Annotated in this window: 21 protein-coding genes; 12 read left to right on the top strand and 9 right to left on the bottom strand. The window is 51.5% G+C overall.

The window, feature by feature from the left end; translation table 11 throughout:
- Nucleotides 1–18 precede the first annotated feature (18 nt).
- The gene (locus F3J38_RS04510) at nucleotides 19–768 is read right to left on the bottom strand and encodes a DeoR/GlpR family DNA-binding transcription regulator (RefSeq protein ID WP_167135617.1); all 750 of its coding nucleotides are present in this window, start codon (nucleotides 766–768) and stop codon (nucleotides 19–21) included.
- Nucleotides 769–849: 81 nt separating this feature from the next.
- Here F3J38_RS04510 and F3J38_RS04505 point away from each other — a divergent pair, with 81 nt between their 5' ends.
- From F3J38_RS04505 to F3J38_RS04495, 3 genes are all read left to right on the top strand, one after another.
- Entirely contained in the window at nucleotides 850–1,440 is a 591-nt protein-coding gene (locus F3J38_RS04505) for an NUDIX domain-containing protein (protein WP_167135454.1), read from the top strand.
- Nucleotides 1,437–1,796, top strand: a complete 360-nt coding sequence (locus F3J38_RS04500; RefSeq protein ID WP_167135452.1) for an NUDIX hydrolase — start codon at nucleotides 1,437–1,439, stop codon at nucleotides 1,794–1,796. The genes F3J38_RS04505 and F3J38_RS04500 overlap by 4 nt, the downstream gene beginning before the upstream one ends.
- 120 nt (nucleotides 1,797–1,916) lie before the next feature.
- The gene (locus tag F3J38_RS04495) at nucleotides 1,917–2,012 is read left to right on the top strand and encodes a MipA/OmpV family protein (protein WP_167135450.1); all 96 of its coding nucleotides are present in this window, start codon (nucleotides 1,917–1,919) and stop codon (nucleotides 2,010–2,012) included.
- Nucleotides 2,013–2,053: 41 nt separating this feature from the next.
- On the opposite strand, the gene F3J38_RS04490 is transcribed toward F3J38_RS04495, so the two are convergent.
- Entirely contained in the window at nucleotides 2,054–2,953 is a 900-nt protein-coding gene (locus F3J38_RS04490) for a LysR family transcriptional regulator (RefSeq protein WP_167135448.1), read from the bottom strand.
- Nucleotides 2,954–3,045: 92 nt separating this feature from the next.
- Here F3J38_RS04490 and F3J38_RS04485 point away from each other — a divergent pair, with 92 nt between their 5' ends.
- The 3 genes from F3J38_RS04485 (at nucleotide 3,046) to F3J38_RS04475 (ending at nucleotide 6,054) form a co-directional block, all read left to right on the top strand.
- Entirely contained in the window at nucleotides 3,046–4,005 is a 960-nt protein-coding gene (locus F3J38_RS04485; RefSeq protein WP_167135446.1) for an NAD-dependent epimerase/dehydratase family protein, read from the top strand.
- 61 nt (nucleotides 4,006–4,066) lie between these two features.
- Nucleotides 4,067–4,972, top strand: a complete 906-nt coding sequence (locus tag F3J38_RS04480; protein ID WP_167135444.1) for a LysR family transcriptional regulator — start codon at nucleotides 4,067–4,069, stop codon at nucleotides 4,970–4,972.
- 215 nt (nucleotides 4,973–5,187) lie between these two features.
- Complete coding sequence (locus F3J38_RS04475) at nucleotides 5,188–6,054, top strand: DMT family transporter (protein WP_167135442.1); 867 nt, start codon at nucleotides 5,188–5,190, stop codon at nucleotides 6,052–6,054.
- Nucleotides 6,055–6,100: 46 nt separating this feature from the next.
- On the opposite strand, the gene F3J38_RS04470 is transcribed toward F3J38_RS04475, so the two are convergent.
- The 4 genes from F3J38_RS04470 to F3J38_RS04455 all read right to left on the bottom strand — a co-directional run bounded on the left by F3J38_RS04470 (nucleotide 6,101) and on the right by F3J38_RS04455 (nucleotide 10,950).
- Nucleotides 6,101–6,994, bottom strand: coding sequence for an SDR family oxidoreductase (locus tag F3J38_RS04470; protein ID WP_205298134.1), 894 nt, complete (start codon nucleotides 6,992–6,994; stop codon nucleotides 6,101–6,103).
- 269 nt (nucleotides 6,995–7,263) lie between these two features.
- Nucleotides 7,264–7,434 (bottom strand): KGG domain-containing protein, encoded by a 171-nt coding sequence (locus F3J38_RS04465; protein ID WP_034827492.1) that lies wholly within the window; start codon nucleotides 7,432–7,434, stop codon nucleotides 7,264–7,266.
- A gap of 236 nt (nucleotides 7,435–7,670) precedes the next feature.
- Complete coding sequence (locus tag F3J38_RS04460) at nucleotides 7,671–8,771, bottom strand: ABC transporter substrate-binding protein (RefSeq protein WP_167135615.1); 1,101 nt, start codon at nucleotides 8,769–8,771, stop codon at nucleotides 7,671–7,673.
- 49 nt (nucleotides 8,772–8,820) lie between these two features.
- Entirely contained in the window at nucleotides 8,821–10,950 is a 2,130-nt protein-coding gene (locus tag F3J38_RS04455; protein ID WP_167135438.1) for a TonB-dependent siderophore receptor, read from the bottom strand.
- A 420-nt stretch (nucleotides 10,951–11,370) separates the two neighbouring features.
- On the opposite strand from F3J38_RS04455, the gene F3J38_RS04450 reads away from it, so the two are divergent.
- The gene (locus F3J38_RS04450; protein ID WP_167135436.1) at nucleotides 11,371–12,258 is read left to right on the top strand and encodes a MurR/RpiR family transcriptional regulator; all 888 of its coding nucleotides are present in this window, start codon (nucleotides 11,371–11,373) and stop codon (nucleotides 12,256–12,258) included.
- On the opposite strand, the gene F3J38_RS04445 is transcribed toward F3J38_RS04450, so the two are convergent.
- Complete coding sequence (locus tag F3J38_RS04445; protein WP_167135434.1) at nucleotides 12,259–13,164, bottom strand: DMT family transporter; 906 nt, start codon at nucleotides 13,162–13,164, stop codon at nucleotides 12,259–12,261.
- A 129-nt stretch (nucleotides 13,165–13,293) separates the two neighbouring features.
- On the opposite strand from F3J38_RS04445, the gene F3J38_RS04440 reads away from it, so the two are divergent.
- The 5 genes from F3J38_RS04440 to F3J38_RS04420 all read left to right on the top strand — a co-directional run bounded on the left by F3J38_RS04440 (nucleotide 13,294) and on the right by F3J38_RS04420 (nucleotide 16,635).
- Nucleotides 13,294–13,848, top strand: a complete 555-nt coding sequence (locus F3J38_RS04440) for a GNAT family N-acetyltransferase (RefSeq protein ID WP_167135432.1) — start codon at nucleotides 13,294–13,296, stop codon at nucleotides 13,846–13,848.
- Nucleotides 13,823–14,266: a GNAT family N-acetyltransferase gene (locus F3J38_RS04435; RefSeq protein WP_167135430.1), complete on the top strand. Its 444-nt coding sequence runs from the start codon at nucleotides 13,823–13,825 to the stop codon at nucleotides 14,264–14,266. Before F3J38_RS04440 ends, F3J38_RS04435 begins: the two co-directional genes overlap by 26 nt.
- Before the next feature lie 40 nt (nucleotides 14,267–14,306).
- Nucleotides 14,307–14,924, top strand: coding sequence for a LysE family translocator (locus tag F3J38_RS04430; RefSeq protein ID WP_167135428.1), 618 nt, complete (start codon nucleotides 14,307–14,309; stop codon nucleotides 14,922–14,924).
- Between the two features lie 134 nt (nucleotides 14,925–15,058).
- Entirely contained in the window at nucleotides 15,059–15,667 is a 609-nt protein-coding gene (locus F3J38_RS04425; RefSeq protein WP_167135426.1) for a TetR/AcrR family transcriptional regulator, read from the top strand.
- Between the two features lie 53 nt (nucleotides 15,668–15,720).
- Nucleotides 15,721–16,635 carry an alpha/beta fold hydrolase gene (locus F3J38_RS04420; protein WP_240155885.1) on the top strand — a complete coding sequence of 305 codons (915 nt, stop codon included), beginning with the start codon at nucleotides 15,721–15,723 and terminating at the stop codon, nucleotides 16,633–16,635.
- On the opposite strand, the gene F3J38_RS04415 is transcribed toward F3J38_RS04420, so the two are convergent.
- Together F3J38_RS04415 and iolE are read right to left on the bottom strand one after the other, a co-directional pair.
- On the bottom strand, nucleotides 16,632–17,813 hold the full coding sequence (locus F3J38_RS04415; protein WP_167135424.1) for a Gfo/Idh/MocA family protein: 1,182 nt from the start codon (nucleotides 17,811–17,813) through the stop codon (nucleotides 16,632–16,634). The two genes, F3J38_RS04420 and F3J38_RS04415, sit on opposite strands and share 4 nt — an antisense overlap.
- A 10-nt stretch (nucleotides 17,814–17,823) precedes the next feature.
- Nucleotides 17,824–18,747 (bottom strand): myo-inosose-2 dehydratase, encoded by a 924-nt coding sequence (gene iolE / locus F3J38_RS04410; RefSeq protein WP_167135422.1) that lies wholly within the window; start codon nucleotides 18,745–18,747, stop codon nucleotides 17,824–17,826.
- Between the last annotated feature and the right edge of the window lie 5 nt (nucleotides 18,748–18,752).

The following is an 18,752-nucleotide window of genomic DNA, read 5'->3' as shown; positions in this document are numbered from 1 at the left end:
AGCCTAAAGTGGTGCGATTTACAGCAGGGTAATCTGCTTTTGTTGCAATAACTGTTGCATGGCGCTATCAGGTTCACCATCCACAATCAGCGTACTGGCAAGGGATAAATCGCCAATGGCAAAGGCCGATGCCGAATTAAGCTTCTCTCTGGACACCATCACCACTGTTTCCGCCGCACGGGCTGCCAGCGCACGCTTCACACCGGCCTCTTCATAGTTGCCCGTGGTTAACCCTGCGGTTTTGTGCACGCCCGTGACGCCCATAAAAAACAGATCGGCATTGATGTGAGCAATCGCTTCGAGCACCGCCGAGCCTACCGCAACGACGGAGTGACGATAAAGCTGACCACCAATCATGATCACCTCAACCAACGGAAAATCGACCAGCGCCACGGCGATACTTGGGCTGTGCGTGACCACAGTAAAGGCCAATGTTTTGGGTAACAACTGCACCATCTCTGCCGTGGTGGTCCCGCCATCAATGATCACCACCTGGCCTGGCTGGATTAGCTGTACCGCTTTTTGCGCGATCAGGCGTTTAGAACTTATTTGCACGTTTTTGCGTGTTTCAAAAGGCGCAATAGCGGCAGAAACCGGCAGCGCACCTCCGTGGACGCGCTGCAGCAATCCCTCGCTAGCCAACTCACGAAGATCGCGCCGGATAGAGTCCTCAGAGACCTCAAAGCGCTGGCTTAACTCACTGGACATCACCTGTTTTTCATCGGCAAGTATCGCCAGAATCTGTTGTTTACGTTGGCTGGAAAGCATCATTTTCTCGTTCGTGTTTTTGCTTGTATTTGCATGATTATGCATGGTAACGTCTGCTTTGTCATCAGGTGGAGGCTAAACATGCAGCAAAAAGTTCGTCATATTCGTGAGCAGTTGTTATCTGACAACTGGTACACGCTCAAAAAATACACCTTCGAATTACAGCGTTCCGACGGCAGTTGGCAAGAACAAAGCCGCGAAGCGTATGACCGAGGGAATGGCGCGGTGATCCTACTTTATCATCGTCGTAAACAAACGGTGGTGCTGACGCGCCAGTTTCGTTTTCCCATTTATATCAATGGGCATGATGGCTTTTTGATTGAGGCCGCTGCGGGGTTGCTGGATAACGCCTCGCCGGAGGCGCGCATCATTGCCGAAGCGCAGGAAGAGACCGGTTACACCGTTCGCAATGTTGAGAAAGTGATGGAAGCCTATATGAGCCCAGGCTCGGTGACTGAAAAACTCTTTTTCTTTATTGCGGAGTATAGCGATGACGACCGACAACATGCCGGTGGCGGTCTCGAAGAGGAGGGTGAAGATATTGAAGTGCTGGAATGGCCCCTCAAGCAAGCACTGGCCGCGATCTGTAGCGGCGAGATTGTGGATGCCAAAACCATCATGCTGCTACAACACCTGGCGCTAAACATTCAATTTGAGGAGAAGAAGTCATGATGATTCTGATTGCGGGTCCGGTACGCAGTGGCACTAATGACGATCAGGCTCTGATCGACAACAACATGCAGCGGCTCGATAACATGGCCTTGCAGGTATATCAAAAAGGGCACATTCCCGTGGTTGGTGAATGGCTGGCATTGCCTCTGGCCAGTGCGGCAGGCTCACAGCAGATTGGCGATGAAATCAGTGAAGCCTTCTTGTATCCGGTTGCGCATCGGCTTATCCAACGCTGTGATGCCATCTTACGCATGCCGGGTGCTTCGACGGGAGCAGACAAGGATGTGCAAGTCGGTCAGGCTTTGGGGTTGAGTATCTACCATCACATTGATGAGATCCCGGCGGTCCAGGCATAAACAGGAAACTTATCGACATTCAACGCTGTCTGTAACTCATCGGTGTACCTATTGTGGGTGATGAACGATGACTTCGGTTCTGTTGATTGAAGATGACCTGCGTCTGGCTGGGATGTCGGTATGGATTATGTCATGACACCTTCCTGGCTGGTCGGTGCGCGTGTCAGTGTGCAACGGCTGGAAGCTGACGCCGCTGAGAGTCCTATCACGCAGTAAGCGGATCAGGTTACTGGTGTGCTTTTCTTGGCATGGCGATTTTAGGCAGCTGCTGCTTCCACGTATTGCAACAACCCGCTCACCAAGGCATCAAAAACAATGCGGCAAAGCGGGTTATCACGCAAATCTTCATGCATCGTCACCCATGTGGGCAGCGACAGACAAAACTGTTCGGGCAGTAAGCGAATTAATTCTGGTGAGCGTTGCGCAATACCCAACTGGCAGAAACCAATTCCTGCTCCGGCGCGGATTAGCGCCAGCTGTGCCGGGTCGCTGTTAGTACGAAAGGCAAAACTCTCGCGAGAAAGCAGCGGATACGCTTTGGCGACGCCACGGATAAAAGCATTGGCGGTATCAAAACCAATCAGGCTGTGCTGATCAAGATCTTGCAACGTCTGCGGGACGCCGTGATGCTTTAAATATTCACGCGTGGCATACATGCCCAGCAGCACATTACCGACCGATCGCATCACGAGTGGATTTTGCTCAGGCTCCACCATGCGCACCGCAATATCGGCTTCATGTTGCAGTAAGTCCTGCAACTGATTCGATACCACCAGTTCGACGGTCAAGCCAGGATGATTTTGTCGTAACAGCGCCAACATGGGCGGCAGTACTTCCAGCGCGATGATCTCACTGGCGGCAACACGAACCACACCTTGTGACATCTCCTGCTGTCCAGCGGCGGCGCGTTCTAAGGCTGCAACTGTACTGGCGATGCTGGCCGCAAACGGCTGCAACGCGTCAGCAGCCGCTGTCGGGATGAGCCCCTGTGGCGCGTGAATAAACAACGTCACGTTGAGCGCCTTTTCCAGTGCTGCGATATGACGACCGAGCGTGGGTTGCGTACCCCCGCAGGCGCGTGCGGCGGCAGAAAGAGAGCCCTCGTTATAAACGCCGAGGAAGGAACGATACAGTTCCCAATTGATCGATTTATCCATGCAAATATGTATAGCCTGTTAGCGATTTTCGTCAATGTTATTTAGCTATCGCCTTTCATAGACTGTGAAGCACACGAGGAAAGGAGGGGAATATGACGAGTAAGGCACTGATTTTAGGCGCAACGGGGGGTATTGGTGGGGAAACTGCCCGTCAATTGCAGCAAACCGGTTGGCAGATTAACGCGCTGACGCGCCGCGCACAAAATCGTTCCAAGATTAACTGGATAGTCGGCGATGCGTTAGACCCGAAAGCGGTGAGCTGTGCTGTACAAGATTGTCAGTTAATCCTGCATGCGGTGAATCCTCCGGGGTATCGGGATTGGGACAAATTGGTGCTGCCGATGCTGGAGAACACACTTGCAGCCGCCAGGCAAACGTCCGCTACCGTTGTGTTACCGGGCACTCTATACAACTACGGTGCGGATGTCTTTCCATTGATTGATGAAGCGGCACCGCAGCATCCAGTCACGCGCAAAGGTCAAATCCGGGTCAAAATGGAACAGCGATTGCGGCGGTTTGCCGAGGAGGGCGGGCGCGTCATCATTGTGCGTGCCGGGGACTATTTTGGCCCGCATGCCGGGAACAACTGGCTGGCGCAGGGATTCATTAAGCCCGGTAGAACCATTACGACCATCGCTAACCCTGCACGCGTGAATGTTGGCCATCAGTGGGGGTATTTGCCAGATGTTGCTGCCACGATTACCGCACTGGTAGCCATACGCGAAAGGTTGCAGCCGTTTGAGAACGTGCACATGGCAGGGCATTGGGACGACGATGGACGCCAGATGGTGACGGCTATTTGTCGTGTGGTGAAAAAATATCAACTGCGGACACCGAAAGATCGTGCCTTTCCTTGGTGGTTGATGCGATTACTGGCACCGTTTCAGACCACCCTCAAAGAGCTGCTGGAGATGCAATATCTTTGGCAACAACCGGTCCAGCTCTCCAATACCCGTTTGCTGGCAGTTTTAGGAAGTGAACCCCATACCCCGTTAGAACATGCGGTTGAACAGACGCTGCTGTCCTTGGGATGCTTACCTTCCACGCGCTGACTGTCATTGCAGAAAAATGGTGTAAAATCGACACAACTTTTTCTGTGAATGGATAATCGAGATGGATCAGTTGATGGCAATTCGGGCATTCGCTCGCGTCGTGGAAGCGGGAAACTTTACGCGGGCGGCTGATTCGTTGGATATGCCGAATGCAACTTTAAGCAAACTGGTGCAAGAGCTGGAAGCCCATCTCGGCGTTCGTTTGCTTCAGCGCACGACGCGACGCGTCACGGTGACGCCAGAAGGACGCGATTACTATGAAAAGGCGTTGCGCATCGTGCGTGATTTGGAAGACATCGACAGTGCTTTTAATACAGAAAGTGGCACGCCACGGGGTTACTTACGCGTTGATATCGGCGGGTCGACGGCTCGCGATGTGTTGATTCCTATGCTGCCGGATTTCGTTGCGCGTTTTCCTGAGATTCGCATTGATCTGGGGGTGTCAGACCGCGCGGTGGATTTGATCGGTGATAACGTTGATTGTGTGATTCGTGGTGGCCCGCTGAGTGACTCTTCCTTGGTGGCACGTCATCTGGGCGATGCGGAAATGATTACCTGCGCATCACCAGGCTATCTGAAAACCTATGGCGTGCCAGCTTACCCAGAGGAACTCAAAAACGGTCATCGCATGGTGAGCTATGTATCCTCACAAACGGGACGTGCGTTTCCGTTCCGCTATACGGTCAATGGCGAAAAGCGCGAACTTAAAATCGAACATCGAATTGGCATTAATGAGAGTAATGCTCACCTTGTAGCGGCTGTGGCGGGGTTGGGCATCATCCAGACGTTCCGCTATGCCGCGGCAGCCGACCTCAAGTCTGGTGCATTGGTGGAAATTCTTAGCGATTGGCGACCGGTACGCTATCCATTCCATGTGGTTTATCCGCAGAATCGTCACCTGACGCAGCGTTTGAGGCTGTTTATTGAGTGGCTGCGCGAGGTCTTTCCAACCCGGCTGAACGGGTGACAAAGGCAACCCGATCTGTTAGTTTTTTGATTCTTAAACCTCGACTTCTCAATACAGGCCATCGTCAATGACACTTTCTATCGCACCGCTTTCGTCATACGAACATGGCCTGTATGCAATCTGCTGCCCACCGCCGCCTCCGGCAATCGTTGCGGTTCGTTAAGAACCGAAAATCGTCACGCTTTACCTTACAACGTTTGTTTCAGGAGCATTTTATGTCTTCTCGTTCTTCCTTGACGTCGCAAGCTGCGACGTCCGGCTTCGTATTGCTTTGGGGCAGTGCAGCCATTTTCTCCCGTCTGGGACTCGATAATGCGTCACCCCTCGGGCTGCTGATCGTGCGGTTTGGCGTTGCACTGGGTGCCCTGTTGTTAGTTGGCATCTTTCGCCGTCGGTGGCTACCGGATACCGGAACACGCAAAACAGTGCTATTTACCGGGCTGATTCTGATTGGCGCTTATTCAGTGTGCTATTTCCAAGCGATGGCTGAAGGCGTTACACCAGGCTTGATTGCCACAATTATGGGCATTCAGCCTATTCTCACGCTCTGTGTTGTAGAACGGCGCATGCAGGGCATGCGGCTGGTGGGCTTGTTGATTGCACTGGCAGGATTGGTGTTGTTGGTGTGGCGCAGTCTGGCGGCATCACAGCTTCCTTTGAGTGGTATTGTGTTCGCGCTGGCGGCCCTACTGTGCATGACATTTGGCGCCATCATGCAGAAAAAAGTCACGCAGCATCCGGCGCAGGTTCTGCCTTTGCAGTACGCGGTTAGCTTGGTGTTATGCGTAGTGCTATTGCCAGTGAAGCCATTTCATATCGACTTTACGCTTCACTTTTGGATTTCAGCGCTGTTTCTTGGCGTGATGATCTCGGTGGTGGCGCAGTTACTGCTTTATCGGCTGTTGAGTGCAGGCAGCATTGTTAATGTCACCAGCCTGTTTTACCTGGTGCCAGTGATCACTGCGGTATTGGATTATCTGCTGTTAGGACACGCATTACCGTGGTCAGGGCTGATAGGGATGGTGGCGATTTTACTGGGCATTATGCTGGTGTTTCGCGCGCCCCGTGTGAAAGCTATCTAAGGTGAGAAGGGAGCGACATTGAGGCCGCTCCCTTGCAATTCATTCATCAGACGGTGCCTGTGCCGCCATCAGAACACCAAACCTGTCCGGAGGTGAAGCTATTGGTGGTCTCTGCAAACGTCACGTAGAGCGGTGCAATTTCAGCAGGCTGACCGGGACGACCCAGTGGCGCAGAAGCACCAAATTTCTCAACTTTCTCCTGCGGTTGGCCGCCACAAACCTGCAGCGCAGTCCAGTAAGGACCCGGCGCCACGGCGTTTACGCGGATTTGGTCTTTTCCCAGTTGCTTGGCCAAGGCTTTAGTAAAGGCCGCAATGGAAGCTTTGGTCTGAGCGTAATCCAGCAGGATCGCGCTGGGATCGTACGCCTGCACTGACGACGTGTTAATGATCGATGAACCTGTCGGTAGGTACTCCAGCGCCGCCTTCGTTATCCAAAACATGGCATACACGTTAGTCTTAAACGTCGCATCAAAATCTTCTGTCGAGAGGGTACGAATCGATTCATTGAACTGCTGACGACCGGCGTTGTTGACCAAAATATCCAGGCCATCGAGTTTCGCCGCCGCTTCCCTCACCAGTTGCTGGCAAAAAGATTCGGAGCGGATATCGCCCGGAATGGCAATCGCCTTGCGCCCTTCCGCTTCAATCAGTTTTATCACCTCTGCCGCATCCTGTTCTTCATCGGGCAGATAATTTATCGCCACGTCGGCACCTTCACGTGCGTAAGCAATCGCCACCGCACGACCAATCCCGGAATCGCCGCCGGTGATCAGTGCCTTACGACCGGTTAAACGACCGGTACCACGATAGCTGGTTTCACCATGATCCGGGCGCGGTTCCATTTTTGCGGCCAGCCCAGGAAAATCCTGTAATTGTTTTTTAAAAGGAGGTGTCGGATATTGATGGGTAAGCAGCGTTTTGTTAGTAAATGAACTCATCATAATCTCCATGTTCTTCGCTATAGATAAATTAAGCCTGGCATAAATGTGATATATGTCACGTCAAAAAATGAACAATTGAAATTTTACAGCTTAAGCGAGCCGTTATTATCACTACGGTGATGTAAACATAAGGCTTGATTGGAATGAGAGGAGGAGAGCAGAATAAGCGCAAGACGTCAGTTATATATCGTCGTTGCACTTATTCATTTGCCAGTGGAACGTTTTGGCATCTTTGTCGATGAGGCGACTAGCGCGCCCGATGCGGCTTAAGAGCCTTTATTACTGCTTTTTCCGCCTTTTTTCCCGGCTTCGGAGGCTTTCTCGGGGTTGTCTTTAAAACTACCGCCGCCGCTACTTTGCCCACCTTTTTTACCCGCTTCAGATGCTTTTTGTTTATCATCTGCGAAGTTACCAGAACCGCCTCTATGCTCGGCCATAAAATGTCCTCATTCATGAATTGCGATTACATAATCGTGGATAGCGTCACACGATATGTCCATACTGCAGAATTAAGGTTAGTGCCACTGTGAATATTAACAAGCGCGGCGGCAGCGTATTTGTGGGTTAAAGGTCTTGATCGCGAGCCTTAATTTATAAGCGAATGAATTGTGGGGTTAATATTAAATAAATATAATCGAAGCGTAATTTACGCTTCGATTATAAATAAGTTTAATTATCTCGCAGGAATTTGGGCAAAATAAGTTCCACTGTAAGGTATGGGCAGAAAATCGTGGAAGATCTGTTTCAACGTTTCTTCGGGTTCAATGTCTGCAAACAACTGCGGGTAAAGTGTTTTCGCCATAAATTCGGTTGCGGCAATATGCCAAGGGCTGAGATAAAAATTCATCCAAATCACCGCGGAGTGTCCATTGTGCAGTGCGGTGAGTTCACGCAATCCATTTTGTTGTGCGGTCAACTGCTTAAAGCTGCTTTGCACCACATCTAGCGCCACTTCTGGCCCCAGTTTGAGTAATCCCTGGGCATCGTTATTGCCAAAACCCGTAGCAAAATAGTCATCAGGCTGTGCTGCAATGACTTGCTCTTCACTCAAACGCCCGAACACCCCATGCTGAGTTTGACGGGCGATGTTGTCGCCACCCGCCGCATTCAGCAATTCACCCAAGCTACCATTGACTGCGGTGACACAGCATTCATTACGCCGGCCTAGGTGCAGTTGCAGCAGTACCGAAGGCTTTTTGCCGTGATAGGTGCTGAGACGTTCACGAATCACCTGCATGTGCGCATCATAGAAGCGATTGAACGCTTGTGCTCGTGCCTGCTGATCCAATACTTCACCAAAGATTTCCACGCTACGACGGGTATTTTTTAGGAGATGGACACGTAGATCGATCTTCACAACCGGGATGTGTGCGGCTTTTAACATGCTGACCAACCGCAAATCGGCATCGTCGTAGCGCGCCAGACTGGGCAAGATCACCACATCGGGTTTGAGTGCCAAAACCTGTTCAGGATTAATGGCGTTCGGGCCACCAGGTCCGAGTGAAGGGATCTTCAGCATCTGCGGGAATTGGCGTGCGAAGCTATTCCACGTTTGGCTGTCGTACTTTTTGAGATCCTGTGGCCACGCCACAATGTGTCGAAATGGATCGCCAGGTTCGAGCAGGGCGAGGGTATACAACATTCGGCTTTCGCCTAATACAATGCGCTGAGGGTGATCGGGTATCTCTACCTGATTGCCGTCTATATCAGTAACGGTTTTTGCCAATGCCGCGCTGCTTAACACCAGTAAAAAGCAGGCCAAGACAAACAGCATCGGACCGAGTAGAGATGGGGCGCGACGCGCGCCCGCTTTAACAACAGAATCAGAACTCAACGCTGGCCTCGAGCATCAGATTACGGGTTTCGCCTTCACGCACGCGCAGATTGCCGCCGCTGGAAGTGTAATAGTGTTTGTTGAACAGATTGTTCAGGTTCAGTTTCAATTGTGTTTTCTCGCCGAACAGCTGATTGTTCCAGGCAATAAAGCTGTCCGCCACTACGTAGTCTGGCAGGGTAAAGCTGTTCTCTGGATCGCCGGCGCGGGTACCAATATAGCGAGCACCGCCACCGACGCGGAAATCACCTGGGATTCCACTAATCGCGAGATTATGGCTCAGATAGAGTGCCCCAGAGTGGCGTGGCGCGTTTTGCAGGCGGTTGCCATTGTTCGCAGAATTGACGCCATCGTCGACGATCTCCGCTTTATCGTAACTGTAGTTAGCGCTCAGGTCCCATCCTGGTAACACCTCGCCATTCAATTCAAATTCTGCACCGCTGGAGCGTGCTTTATTAATCGCGCGCGTCGTGCCATTAATGCTGAGCGACATGTCACGCTCATCAATACGATACAGGGCCACGCTAGCAAACAGTTTTGGTGAAATCTGCCATTTGCTACCGACTTCCCACGTGGTGCCCTGTTCCGGTTTGCCGACATTGCCATCATCGTCGACATCGGTAGAAGGGGTGAAGGACTTACTGAAACTGGTGTACAGCGACACATCAGGCGTTATTTTGTAGATCAAACCTGCCTGAGGTAAAAACTTATTCCCTTGGCTGTTGAGCGTTTCCACGACAGGATCGAAGCCTTTGGAAGCACGCTGTTCGTATTGCTGATAGCGCCCACCTACCACGGCAATCCAATCTTCCGTCAATGAAATACTGTCTTTGGCATAAATTGAGCGGCTATGAATACGATTCAGATTGTTGGCGTTAGCGGTATTTTCCGTGGTGCTGTTGGTGACAGGTGACAAAATATCGTATTGCGGATCGGTAAAGTTAAATCCGGTGTTGGATTTTCCTTGAAACTGATGCGCACGGTAAGTCTGGTTCATCTCGTAGTCAGTGCCAAACACCATGCTGTGTGTCATGCCAAGCAGCTGTTGTGATCCCAAAAGATCCCATGAAACATATTTCGTTTTGTGGTTGAAACCACGGTTGGCATCAGCCCGGCGAGTGACCACCCCCGTGGTCGGATTAATGGCGGTGACGCGCACTTCATTGTTGTCGTACTGGCGTTGATTCCAGCCAAAAGTGACGCGGGTGCTCCAGTCATCATTGAATTGCCAGTCGTAATGCGCGTTGAAAGTCTTGTTGTGACCCCAAGCGTGATTGGCTTTATCATCGAGGCGATCTTTATAACCGATATCGAGCGGTTTGCCGTTGATAAACGCGGTTCCGCGATCGTAGGGAATATCATACTGATAATCTTCGTAGCTGATCAGGAAGCTGGCTTTTTCACCATACCATTGCAGCGAAGGCGCAATGAGTGTGTGTTTATCGCTGCCAAAGTTGCGCCAGTAATCTTGGTTCTGCTTTTCAGCAATCAAGCGAAAGGCAAAGCCGTTGCCTAATGGGCCAGTGACATCGACTGTTCCCGCACCGCCGCCTTCACTTGACGAACGCCCGCTAACTTTGGTGTGCCAATCATACTGTGGCTTTTTGCTTACCACATTGATGACGCCGCCTGGGTTCTGGATGCCATAGAGTAATGATGCTGAGCCTTTGAGCACTTCGACGCGTTCAGTGGTCGCGTCAAAATTTAATCCCTGACTGCTGCGCACGCCGTCACGATAAACGGAGCCATCGGAATTGCTGCCAAACCCACGGCGTACAAAGCCATCTTCCGTGCCCGCCAGCGTGTTTCCTTCACTCACGCCACTGACAAATCGCATCGCATCGGCAAGGCTTGAGGCCTGATAATCTTCAAGTTGCTGTTGTGTCACGACGCTGATGGATTGTGCTTCATTGAGGCGCGACGTCGGGGTTTTGCTGGCAACAGAGCTGCTGGTGGCATTATACCCTTGCGTACTGTTTTCCTGTGCGGAGACGGTCAAGGTGCTATCGCTCTCTGCCGCCATGCTGCTGGCTGCACTCAATACGGTGACGCCGTAAATCGCGGCAATAATCGCCGGATGACGTTGTGATTTAAAAGTGAACGGCTTGTTGTTATTCATTTAAATTAAACCTGGTGTTGGTGCGGGATTAATTTTCGTCCATGAAACGAAGTAATGAGTTAAATTTTTTCAAACATTAAGGCGTTATTTATCTCTGCGATATTTGCGCAACATATCGCGCAAAAACGACTCTCTTAACGTTATTGAGAATCATTCAAACATGAAAGAATGTAGTAGTAAATCGAAATAATAGCGTGGATACTACAGTATGATTGACGATCAAACTGATATTCCAGGGTTTACTTGAATTTTATTTATATGATTTATAATCAGGTGGTTATGATTTTTTTATGACGACTTTCTTCGCAGGTTTTGTGATGTTATCAAACCCGGCTTCGCCGTTTTAACGTCAAAAAATCACTACAAGGTTACCCCGTAGTGGTCACCGAATGCAGGCAACAGACAACAGCAGGAAAGCAGATGGCGGTAAATAAAATTAAAAATCGGGTTGATGTATTAGGTGAGCGTTACCGTGCACGCGCACCATCATTATCATCCAGCCTTCAGTCAGTCGCGCGATATATCCACGATAATCGTGAGGCAATATTAGATGCAACCGCAATGGAAATAGCCGACGCGACGCAGACCTCGGATGCCACCGTCGTGCGGACAGTACAAGCATTGGGATTTGCCGGACTACGTGATTTGAAAACGACGTTGGCTGCGTGGTTTGGACCGGCGATGAATTCTGAAGAGAAGATGAGCGCAACGGTGAGCGAACTCTCTTGCGATATTAATTCCGGCATCGATTTTGTGCTGGGAGGCCATAAACGTGCCTGTGATGCACTTTCAGAACCGCATAACCGCCAGGCGGTGGCGAGAGCCGTAGCCATGTTGATCGAAGCACGTCAGGTGGCCCTGTTTGGCATCAATGCATCAGGCATACTGGCCGACTACAGCGCCCGGTTATTCACACGCATTGGTATTCCAGCGGTGACACTCAATCGTTCTGGGATTGCATTGGCTGAACAGCTCATCACCTTGCAGCGTGGGGATGTGTTAATCATGATGGCGCAGAAATCCGCCCATCGTGAAGGTTTGACGACCCTAAAAGAAGCCAAACGCCTTGGTATGCCGGTAATTCTGTTAACCAATGCTCTTGAATCGGCGTTCGCTAAAGAGGCGGATGTGATCATTAATGTGCCGCGCGGCGGTGAAAATGGTCGTATGCCGCTGCATGGCACGGTTCTGGTCTGTCTGGAGATGTTGATTCTTTCTGTGGCGTCCGCCACCTCATCGCGGACGGTTAAGACTATGAAACGTATCCAGGATCTTAACCGTTCACTTAAACCGGCCAGCAAAAAATGACTAGGAGCGGGCTCTACGCCAGTTTTCCAAGCCATTGCTGTTCACCAGCCAGATGGAGAACACAATCAATACGGATGCGCCAATAAAGCCCTGATTGATCTGCTCACCGAGTACCAGCCATCCCCAGAAAATACCGAACGGGGGGATTAAAAAGGTCACGGTCAAGGTCCGCAGCGGGCCAATATCTGCTAAAAGGCGGAAGTAGAGAATGTAGGCCAAGGCGGTACAAATGAAGCCCACCGCGAGAATGCAGCCCCAGACCTCAGGAATTTGCCAGTTCGCAGCAGGCGTTTGCGGGGCGCTAAAGGCGAAAAACGGCAGCAGGAAAAGCGAGGCGCCGAGTTGGCTGCCAAAGGCGACTTTGGTGGCATCCAGCCCCCCGCGTGCGCCGATCCAGCGCTTTGCCAGAAACCCGGCAAAACCGTAGCAGGTGGTTGCCACCAAACAGGCGACGATCCCTAACACCAACACTTGCGACAGCACGACTTCCCCCGTGGTGCTGATCAAAATAATGCCGGTGAAACCCACGACCATTCCCAGCACTTTGCTAAGCGTCAGCTTTTCACTAAAGAAGGCAGCGCCGATGATCACACCCATCAACGGCGCAGTGGCATTAAGGATGGCGGAGTAGCCAGCGGGCAACACCCGTGCGGCAAGGCAATACATCAGAAAAGGTAATCCAGAGTTGATGACTCCCAGTAGCATCGCCCAGCCCAGTTTGCCATCAAATCGACGAGGGATGCGCATCACCACCATCACCACTAACAGGCCGAAGGCACCGCATAAGACACGCAGAAAGGCGGTATTGACCGCACCGAGAGCAGGTACGGCAATACGCATAAACAGAAAACTGGCACCCCAAATAGCCGCCAGCAGAAGAAGTCGCAACGAGTCGGTAGTTCGCATGATTAAATTCATGTACAAAAGAAGAGGGCTGACAGCATAGCAAAGTTTCTTAACTGTCATAGTGAGAACAGGGTGATATGTTATAGGCCTATGTTGTGAAATGGCCTGTGAAAACAGCAAGGAAGTGTTATGCAGTGGGAATCAGAAAGACTGCTTTATCGGCATATTGAGCGTAAAGATTTAGAGGCGCTATTTCGTATCTATGGCGATCCGACCACCCATCAATTTAATCCTCGCGGCCCTTACCCGGATATCGATCACGCACGGGAAGTATTACTGAGGCGACTTAAAGATCGGGCCATTCATGGTTTCGATGACTGGGTCATTTTCGAGAAAAGGCAACCTGAAACGGTTATCGGCTTTGGCGGCGTCTTTGTCAGTGAATTTAACGGACGTCGAACCAATAATCTTGGTTACCGTTTTGCTCCCGATGCATGGGGCAAGGGTTTCGCGACGGAACTCGCTGTACGAGCGCTCCGTTTTGGTTTTGAAGAGTTATCACTCAGTGAAATTGTCGGCGTGGTCAGAGAAAACCACACTGCCTCGCGCCGCGTACTAGAAAAAGCCGGATTGACGTTTTTGCAGCGAGTATCCGATCCGCAAGATCCGCCGGCCCATTTAATGTTTAACATTACCCGCCAACAATGGAGATCGAAGAATGGACTTCACTATCCGTCAGCTTAATGAAAACGATTATGTGCAATGGAAAGCCCTGTGGTTGGGGTATCTCGACTTTTATATCAGCGAAGTCACTGAAGAGGTGACCAATACCACTTTCCGCCGGTTGTTGGCTGAAAATGAACCCATGTATTGCCTGGTGGCTGAAGAGCAGGGTGCGTTGACGGGCTTGGTGCATTTTCTTTGCCATCGCAGTACCTGGACCACGGGAGATTATTGCTACTTGCAGGATCTGTTTGTACGGCCCGAGGGGCGAAAGCACGGCACCGGCCGCGCGCTGATCGCTGCCGTCAAGGCTGCTGCCAGTGAGATGAACTGCTCCAAGGTGTACTGGATGACGCGTGAGAATAATTACCGTGCCCGCGCGCTGTACGACCAGGTGGCGACCAAGACAGACTTTATTCAGTATCGCATCACAGATTAAATTTGATTCAAACGGATTATTTCTTTGAGGATGGATGGTTATGTCAGGTGATATTTTTGCTCTTACTACTATCGGCGCAGCGTTGCTACTCGGCGCAATGAGTCCCGGTGCGAGTTTTCTGCTAGTGGCCAGATCGGCGATGTCCTGTTCGCGTCGTGCCGCGCTTTTTGTATCACTTGGGATGGGGATCGGATCCCTGATGTTTTCCATTATTGCCCTGGCAGGGCTTCATACCTTGCTTACGTTGGTTCCCTCGCTCTATACGGCATTAAAAATTGCTGGTGCCTGCTATTTGCTATGGCTGGCAATAAAAATGTTTCGCCAGCCCGCAGCAGGGCGCATGGACTTTTCCAGCATGGGCAAAATGAGTGGCAGAAAGGCATTGATGACAGGGCTGATTACACAAGTAAGTAACCCGCACACTGCCTTGGTGTTTGCCAGTATTTTTACTACAGCACTGACATCGGAAATTAAACCTTACATGTACTTCGCGTTACCTGTGATGGCTTTCTTGATCGATTACCTGTGGTATGTGGTGGTGGCGTGCCTGCTATCCACACACAAACCGCGCCAGGCTTACGTGAAGTACCGTAAATGTATTGATCGGCTGAGCGGTGGCTTTATGGCTTGGCTGGGTATTCATGTCCTGATGAAATAAACAGACGCTGAGTCACATTGATGACAATGTGACTCACTCATTCTGCGCCATACTCTTTTTTAGACTCCTGCTTGCACTGCACTGCATCCACCTTGTAGTATTTTGGAATCAATCATTTCCTAAATGGTATTAACATGCCACAAGCACCATCGTCGTCGCGTGAGCGGGGGCGTCCGCGCCAGTTTGATCTCGATTCGGCCTTGGATCGTGCCATGCTGGTGTTTCGCGAAAAAGGCTATCACAGCGCCTCGATTAACGATCTGGGCATCGCGATGGAGCTTACCGCAGGCAGCATTTATAAGGCTTTCAGCGATAAACGCGGTCTGTTTTTACAGGTCTTTGCCCGCTATACCTCACTGCGCAATCAGCATCTTCGTCAGAGACTGGAACAGCAACCGAATGGGCGCGCACGTATCGCAGAACTACTGCATTTTTATCTGGAATCTGCCACCGATGTCGAGGGACGGCGCGGTTGTTTAGTGGTGGGGAGTGCGATTGAGTTGCAGGTACTGGACTCAGAACTGGCTGAATTAGTACGTGAAGCGTTACAACGTAACTTAAACGGCATTATTACCCTGCTGGAGGGTGGCCAACAAGATGGATCGATCAATCGACAACATGATGTCCAGGCGTTAAGCGGCCTATTGCTGTGCCTTGTATTGGGCATGCGCGTGGCAGGGAAAATGCAGGATTTACCGTCGCAGGCTGACTTAATTGCCACCGCGTTAAGGCTACTGGATTAAAATTTTTTGCCCATTAAGGAAATGATCATTTCCTAAAATTATGGAGAATCAACTTGAACGTATCTGAATTAAAACAGACCACGCGCTGGTCACAAGAAGTCACTGGCTTGAGCGGATTTTTTCACGGGTATGCCACGGTTGACGGGGTGAGGCTGCATTACGTCAGTGGGGGGAATCAGCAAGGCGAAACGTTGGTGTTATTGGCGGGGTTCCCGCAAAGTTGGTTTGCCTGGCGCCACGTCATGGCAGGACTGGCCCAACACTATTTCATTGTCGCGCCGGATCTGCCAGGCCAAGGTGACTCCGATAAACCTTACGATGGATACGACACCCTTTCACTGGCCCGCCGGGTGCAAGGCCTACTGCAAGTGTTGCAGATTAGCCGATATTATCTGGCTGCGCATGATGTGGGAGCTTGGGTTGCCTGGCCCTTTGCCACGCTGTATAACGAACAGGTGGTTAAGCTGGCGTTGCTTGATGCCGGTATACCCGGAGTGACTTTGCCTGATGCGCTCCCCGCGACGCCAGATAAAGCCTGGAAAACTTGGCATTTTGCATTTCATCTGTTGCCAGATCTGCCAGAGGCCTTAATTGAAGGACGCGAGGAGATCTACCTTGAGTGGTTCCTGAAGCGCAAAGCGGCCAGTCCGATGGTGTTTGGTGATGAGGATATGGCGGAATACACCCGTTTACTGCGACAGAACGGGGCACTCAGGGCTGGCATGGCAGCCTATCGGGAAGTGAACCTCTCAGCAGCACAGAATCGCGAATTGTTACGCGAAAAGGGCAAGTTATCGGTGCCGTTGTTGGCAGTCAGTGCCGATCAGGGATCGATCCCGGATATGGCGATTCCACTGCAGGAGTTTGCAGCCAATGTCTCTGGCATAAAAATAGCGCACTGCGGTCACTTTATTCCTGATGAGCAACCACAGGCGCTGGCCGATGCGCTGCGTGAGTTTTTTAGTTAAGCACGCAGGCTGGAAATTTCAACACGTTCACCACGCGCAGAGGATTGCACCATTGCCTCGATGATTTGCTGATTTTCCAGGCCAAAGCGGAAATCCGGGAAGCATCCGGCTTCGCTGCTGAGGCCTTTAATTAGGTCATAGATTTCGATCACTTTGACATCGAAGTAGCCCAAACCACCGCCCGCGAAATCAAAGCCGAAGAATCCGCCAAACTGTTCAACCTGAGAACCGGCATAGAGGGTTTTGAAACCGCGATCGTGCTTTTCATCGCCGTAACGTGCAATTTTAAGCTCATTAAAGCGTTCTCCGTCCATCATAATGGTGCCTTCCGTGCCCGATACTTCCCACGCAATGCCGAAAACTTTACCCGCAGAGATACGGGAAGATTCAATCACGCCGCCTGCACGGTTTTCAAACGTGATTAACGCCTGGAACTGATCGTCATTTTCGACTTTCAGCCGCGCCGCCCCTTTTTCAGCCTGAGCGCCATAGCCTGAGCCGCCGCCCGCTGCGGGACGCGTATCGATAAACAATTGCTCTTGCCCGATCACGCTTTTGATGGGGCCCATGAGATATTGCGCCACGCTGACCACATGTGAACCGAGATCGCCGAGTGAACCGGACCCCGCCTGTTCGCGCGAACACCGCCAACTCCATGGCAGGTCAGGGTCGTTGAAGAAGCCCTGATCGAACCAGCCTCGGAAGCGGGTGGGTGTGCCTATATCCCCGCGTTCAATTAATTGTTTTGCCAACTGCGCTGCCGGTGTCTTGATGTTATTGAACGCCATGATGGTTTTCACACCCGCGCGCTCAGCTTCCTGGGTGAGGATTTGTGCTTCTTGCAACGAAACCGTCAGTGGTTTTTCACAGTACACGTGTTTACCTGCACGGATGGCTGCCAGCGCCATATTGAAATGCATACTGTTTGGCGTGGTGATATCAACAATATCGATGTCAGGATGATTGACCATGGATTGCCAGTCCGCCGTGCTGTGTTGAAAACCGTAGCGACGTGCGGCTTCGTCAGCAAGCGCTGGAGTGGCATCTGCCAGCGTATGGAGTACGGGTTGCAGTGGCAAGTTGCGATAGAGCAATCCTGCGCGACGCCATGCATCAGCATGTGCTTGACCCATAAAGCCTGAACCGATCAGACCAACATTGAGTGTTTTTCCGGCCATGTGATGCTCCTTAAACGTTTGCAGGTAAAAGATGTTGTGCAACATAGCGTTGTGCACGAGTGACCGTCTCGAGAGGTGGCGCTTTAGCCGGGTCTTGTTCGGCTTCTACTACCATCCATCCCTGATAACCACTGCGAGCAATAAACTCCGCCAGTGGCCGAAAATCGATACCACCATCACCGGGCACGGTGAACATGCCAGAGAGCACCGCTTCGTTGAAGGTCATGCCCGAAGCGCGAACCTGCTGCAAGCGATCCAGGCGCACGTCTTTAAGATGAATGTGGCAAATACGATCGGCAAATTCTTCAATGAGTTGCGTGTAGGAGAAACCCGCCGCGGTGGCATGACCGGTATCCAGCAGCAGACCCACAGAAGGGGAGCAGGCGTTGATCAATGCACGAATTTCCGGCAGCGTTTCTGCCACCATCATCAGATGATGGTGATAAGCGAGGCGCAAACCGTATTGGTGGTAAAGCGCATCGGCGAAGACCGACAGGCGCTCTGCATAGGCTTTGACCTGTGCGTCTGGCAGCAGTCGCCGGGTATGAAGCGGGACATCCAGTGCATTGTCCGTCATCCAACCGCATTCACCGTAGACCATTACGTTGGCACCGTTTTCCTGCAGCAACGAAGCGTGGTTATGCACGGCATCCATCTCTTGCTCCACGCTGCGCTCGGTAAGAAACCCATCGTGCCAACCAGAAACCAGTTGTAGTTGATGCTGAGCCAGTAATTGCTTCAGTGCCCCTGGCTCACGAGGAAAAATACGGCTCAGTTCCACACCCTGAAAGCCCGCCTGCTTGGCCTCGCTTAAGCAATGGTCGGCGCTGGTGCCCGCACCAAGATAGTGCAGCACCTCGTTAACCCAGGAAAGCGGGCTGACCCCGACGAGCGGGGAGGGATGTCCGGTACGGTAAAACGCATCTTTTATCATCTGCT

The sequence above is a fragment of the Candidatus Pantoea formicae genome, assembly GCF_011752625.1.
Classification (GTDB): Bacteria; Pseudomonadota; Gammaproteobacteria; order Enterobacterales; family Enterobacteriaceae; genus Pantoea; species Pantoea formicae.
This window is presented reverse-complemented; position numbering and strand designations above follow the sequence as displayed.

Bases quoted from the DNA above. Each gene is read 5' to 3' on its own strand.
- F3J38_RS04450 (WP_167135436.1), top strand. From the start codon at position 11,371: ATGGCGGTAAATAAAATTAAAAATCGGGTTGATGTATTAGGTGAGCGT.
- iolE (WP_167135422.1), bottom strand. From the start codon at position 18,747: ATGATAAAAGATGCGTTTTACCGTACCGGACATCCCTCCCCGCTCGTC.
- F3J38_RS04425 (WP_167135426.1), top strand. From the start codon at position 15,059: ATGCCACAAGCACCATCGTCGTCGCGTGAGCGGGGGCGTCCGCGCCAG.
- F3J38_RS04505 (WP_167135454.1), top strand. From the start codon at position 850: ATGCAGCAAAAAGTTCGTCATATTCGTGAGCAGTTGTTATCTGACAAC.
- F3J38_RS04510 (WP_167135617.1), bottom strand. From the start codon at position 768: ATGCTTTCCAGCCAACGTAAACAACAGATTCTGGCGATACTTGCCGAT.
- F3J38_RS04480 (WP_167135444.1), top strand. From the start codon at position 4,067: ATGGATCAGTTGATGGCAATTCGGGCATTCGCTCGCGTCGTGGAAGCG.
- F3J38_RS04465 (WP_034827492.1), bottom strand. From the start codon at position 7,434: ATGGCCGAGCATAGAGGCGGTTCTGGTAACTTCGCAGATGATAAACAA.
- F3J38_RS04495 (WP_167135450.1), top strand. From the start codon at position 1,917: ATGGATTATGTCATGACACCTTCCTGGCTGGTCGGTGCGCGTGTCAGT.
- F3J38_RS04430 (WP_167135428.1), top strand. From the start codon at position 14,307: ATGTCAGGTGATATTTTTGCTCTTACTACTATCGGCGCAGCGTTGCTA.
- F3J38_RS04475 (WP_167135442.1), top strand. From the start codon at position 5,188: ATGTCTTCTCGTTCTTCCTTGACGTCGCAAGCTGCGACGTCCGGCTTC.
- F3J38_RS04485 (WP_167135446.1), top strand. From the start codon at position 3,046: ATGACGAGTAAGGCACTGATTTTAGGCGCAACGGGGGGTATTGGTGGG.
- F3J38_RS04500 (WP_167135452.1), top strand. From the start codon at position 1,437: ATGATGATTCTGATTGCGGGTCCGGTACGCAGTGGCACTAATGACGAT.
- F3J38_RS04445 (WP_167135434.1), bottom strand. From the start codon at position 13,164: ATGCGAACTACCGACTCGTTGCGACTTCTTCTGCTGGCGGCTATTTGG.
- F3J38_RS04440 (WP_167135432.1), top strand. From the start codon at position 13,294: ATGCAGTGGGAATCAGAAAGACTGCTTTATCGGCATATTGAGCGTAAA.
- F3J38_RS04470 (WP_205298134.1), bottom strand. From the start codon at position 6,994: ATGAGTTCATTTACTAACAAAACGCTGCTTACCCATCAATATCCGACA.
- F3J38_RS04460 (WP_167135615.1), bottom strand. From the start codon at position 8,771: ATGCTGTTTGTCTTGGCCTGCTTTTTACTGGTGTTAAGCAGCGCGGCA.
- F3J38_RS04490 (WP_167135448.1), bottom strand. From the start codon at position 2,953: ATGGATAAATCGATCAATTGGGAACTGTATCGTTCCTTCCTCGGCGTT.
- F3J38_RS04415 (WP_167135424.1), bottom strand. From the start codon at position 17,813: ATGGCCGGAAAAACACTCAATGTTGGTCTGATCGGTTCAGGCTTTATG.
- F3J38_RS04435 (WP_167135430.1), top strand. From the start codon at position 13,823: ATGGACTTCACTATCCGTCAGCTTAATGAAAACGATTATGTGCAATGG.
- F3J38_RS04455 (WP_167135438.1), bottom strand. From the start codon at position 10,950: ATGAATAACAACAAGCCGTTCACTTTTAAATCACAACGTCATCCGGCG.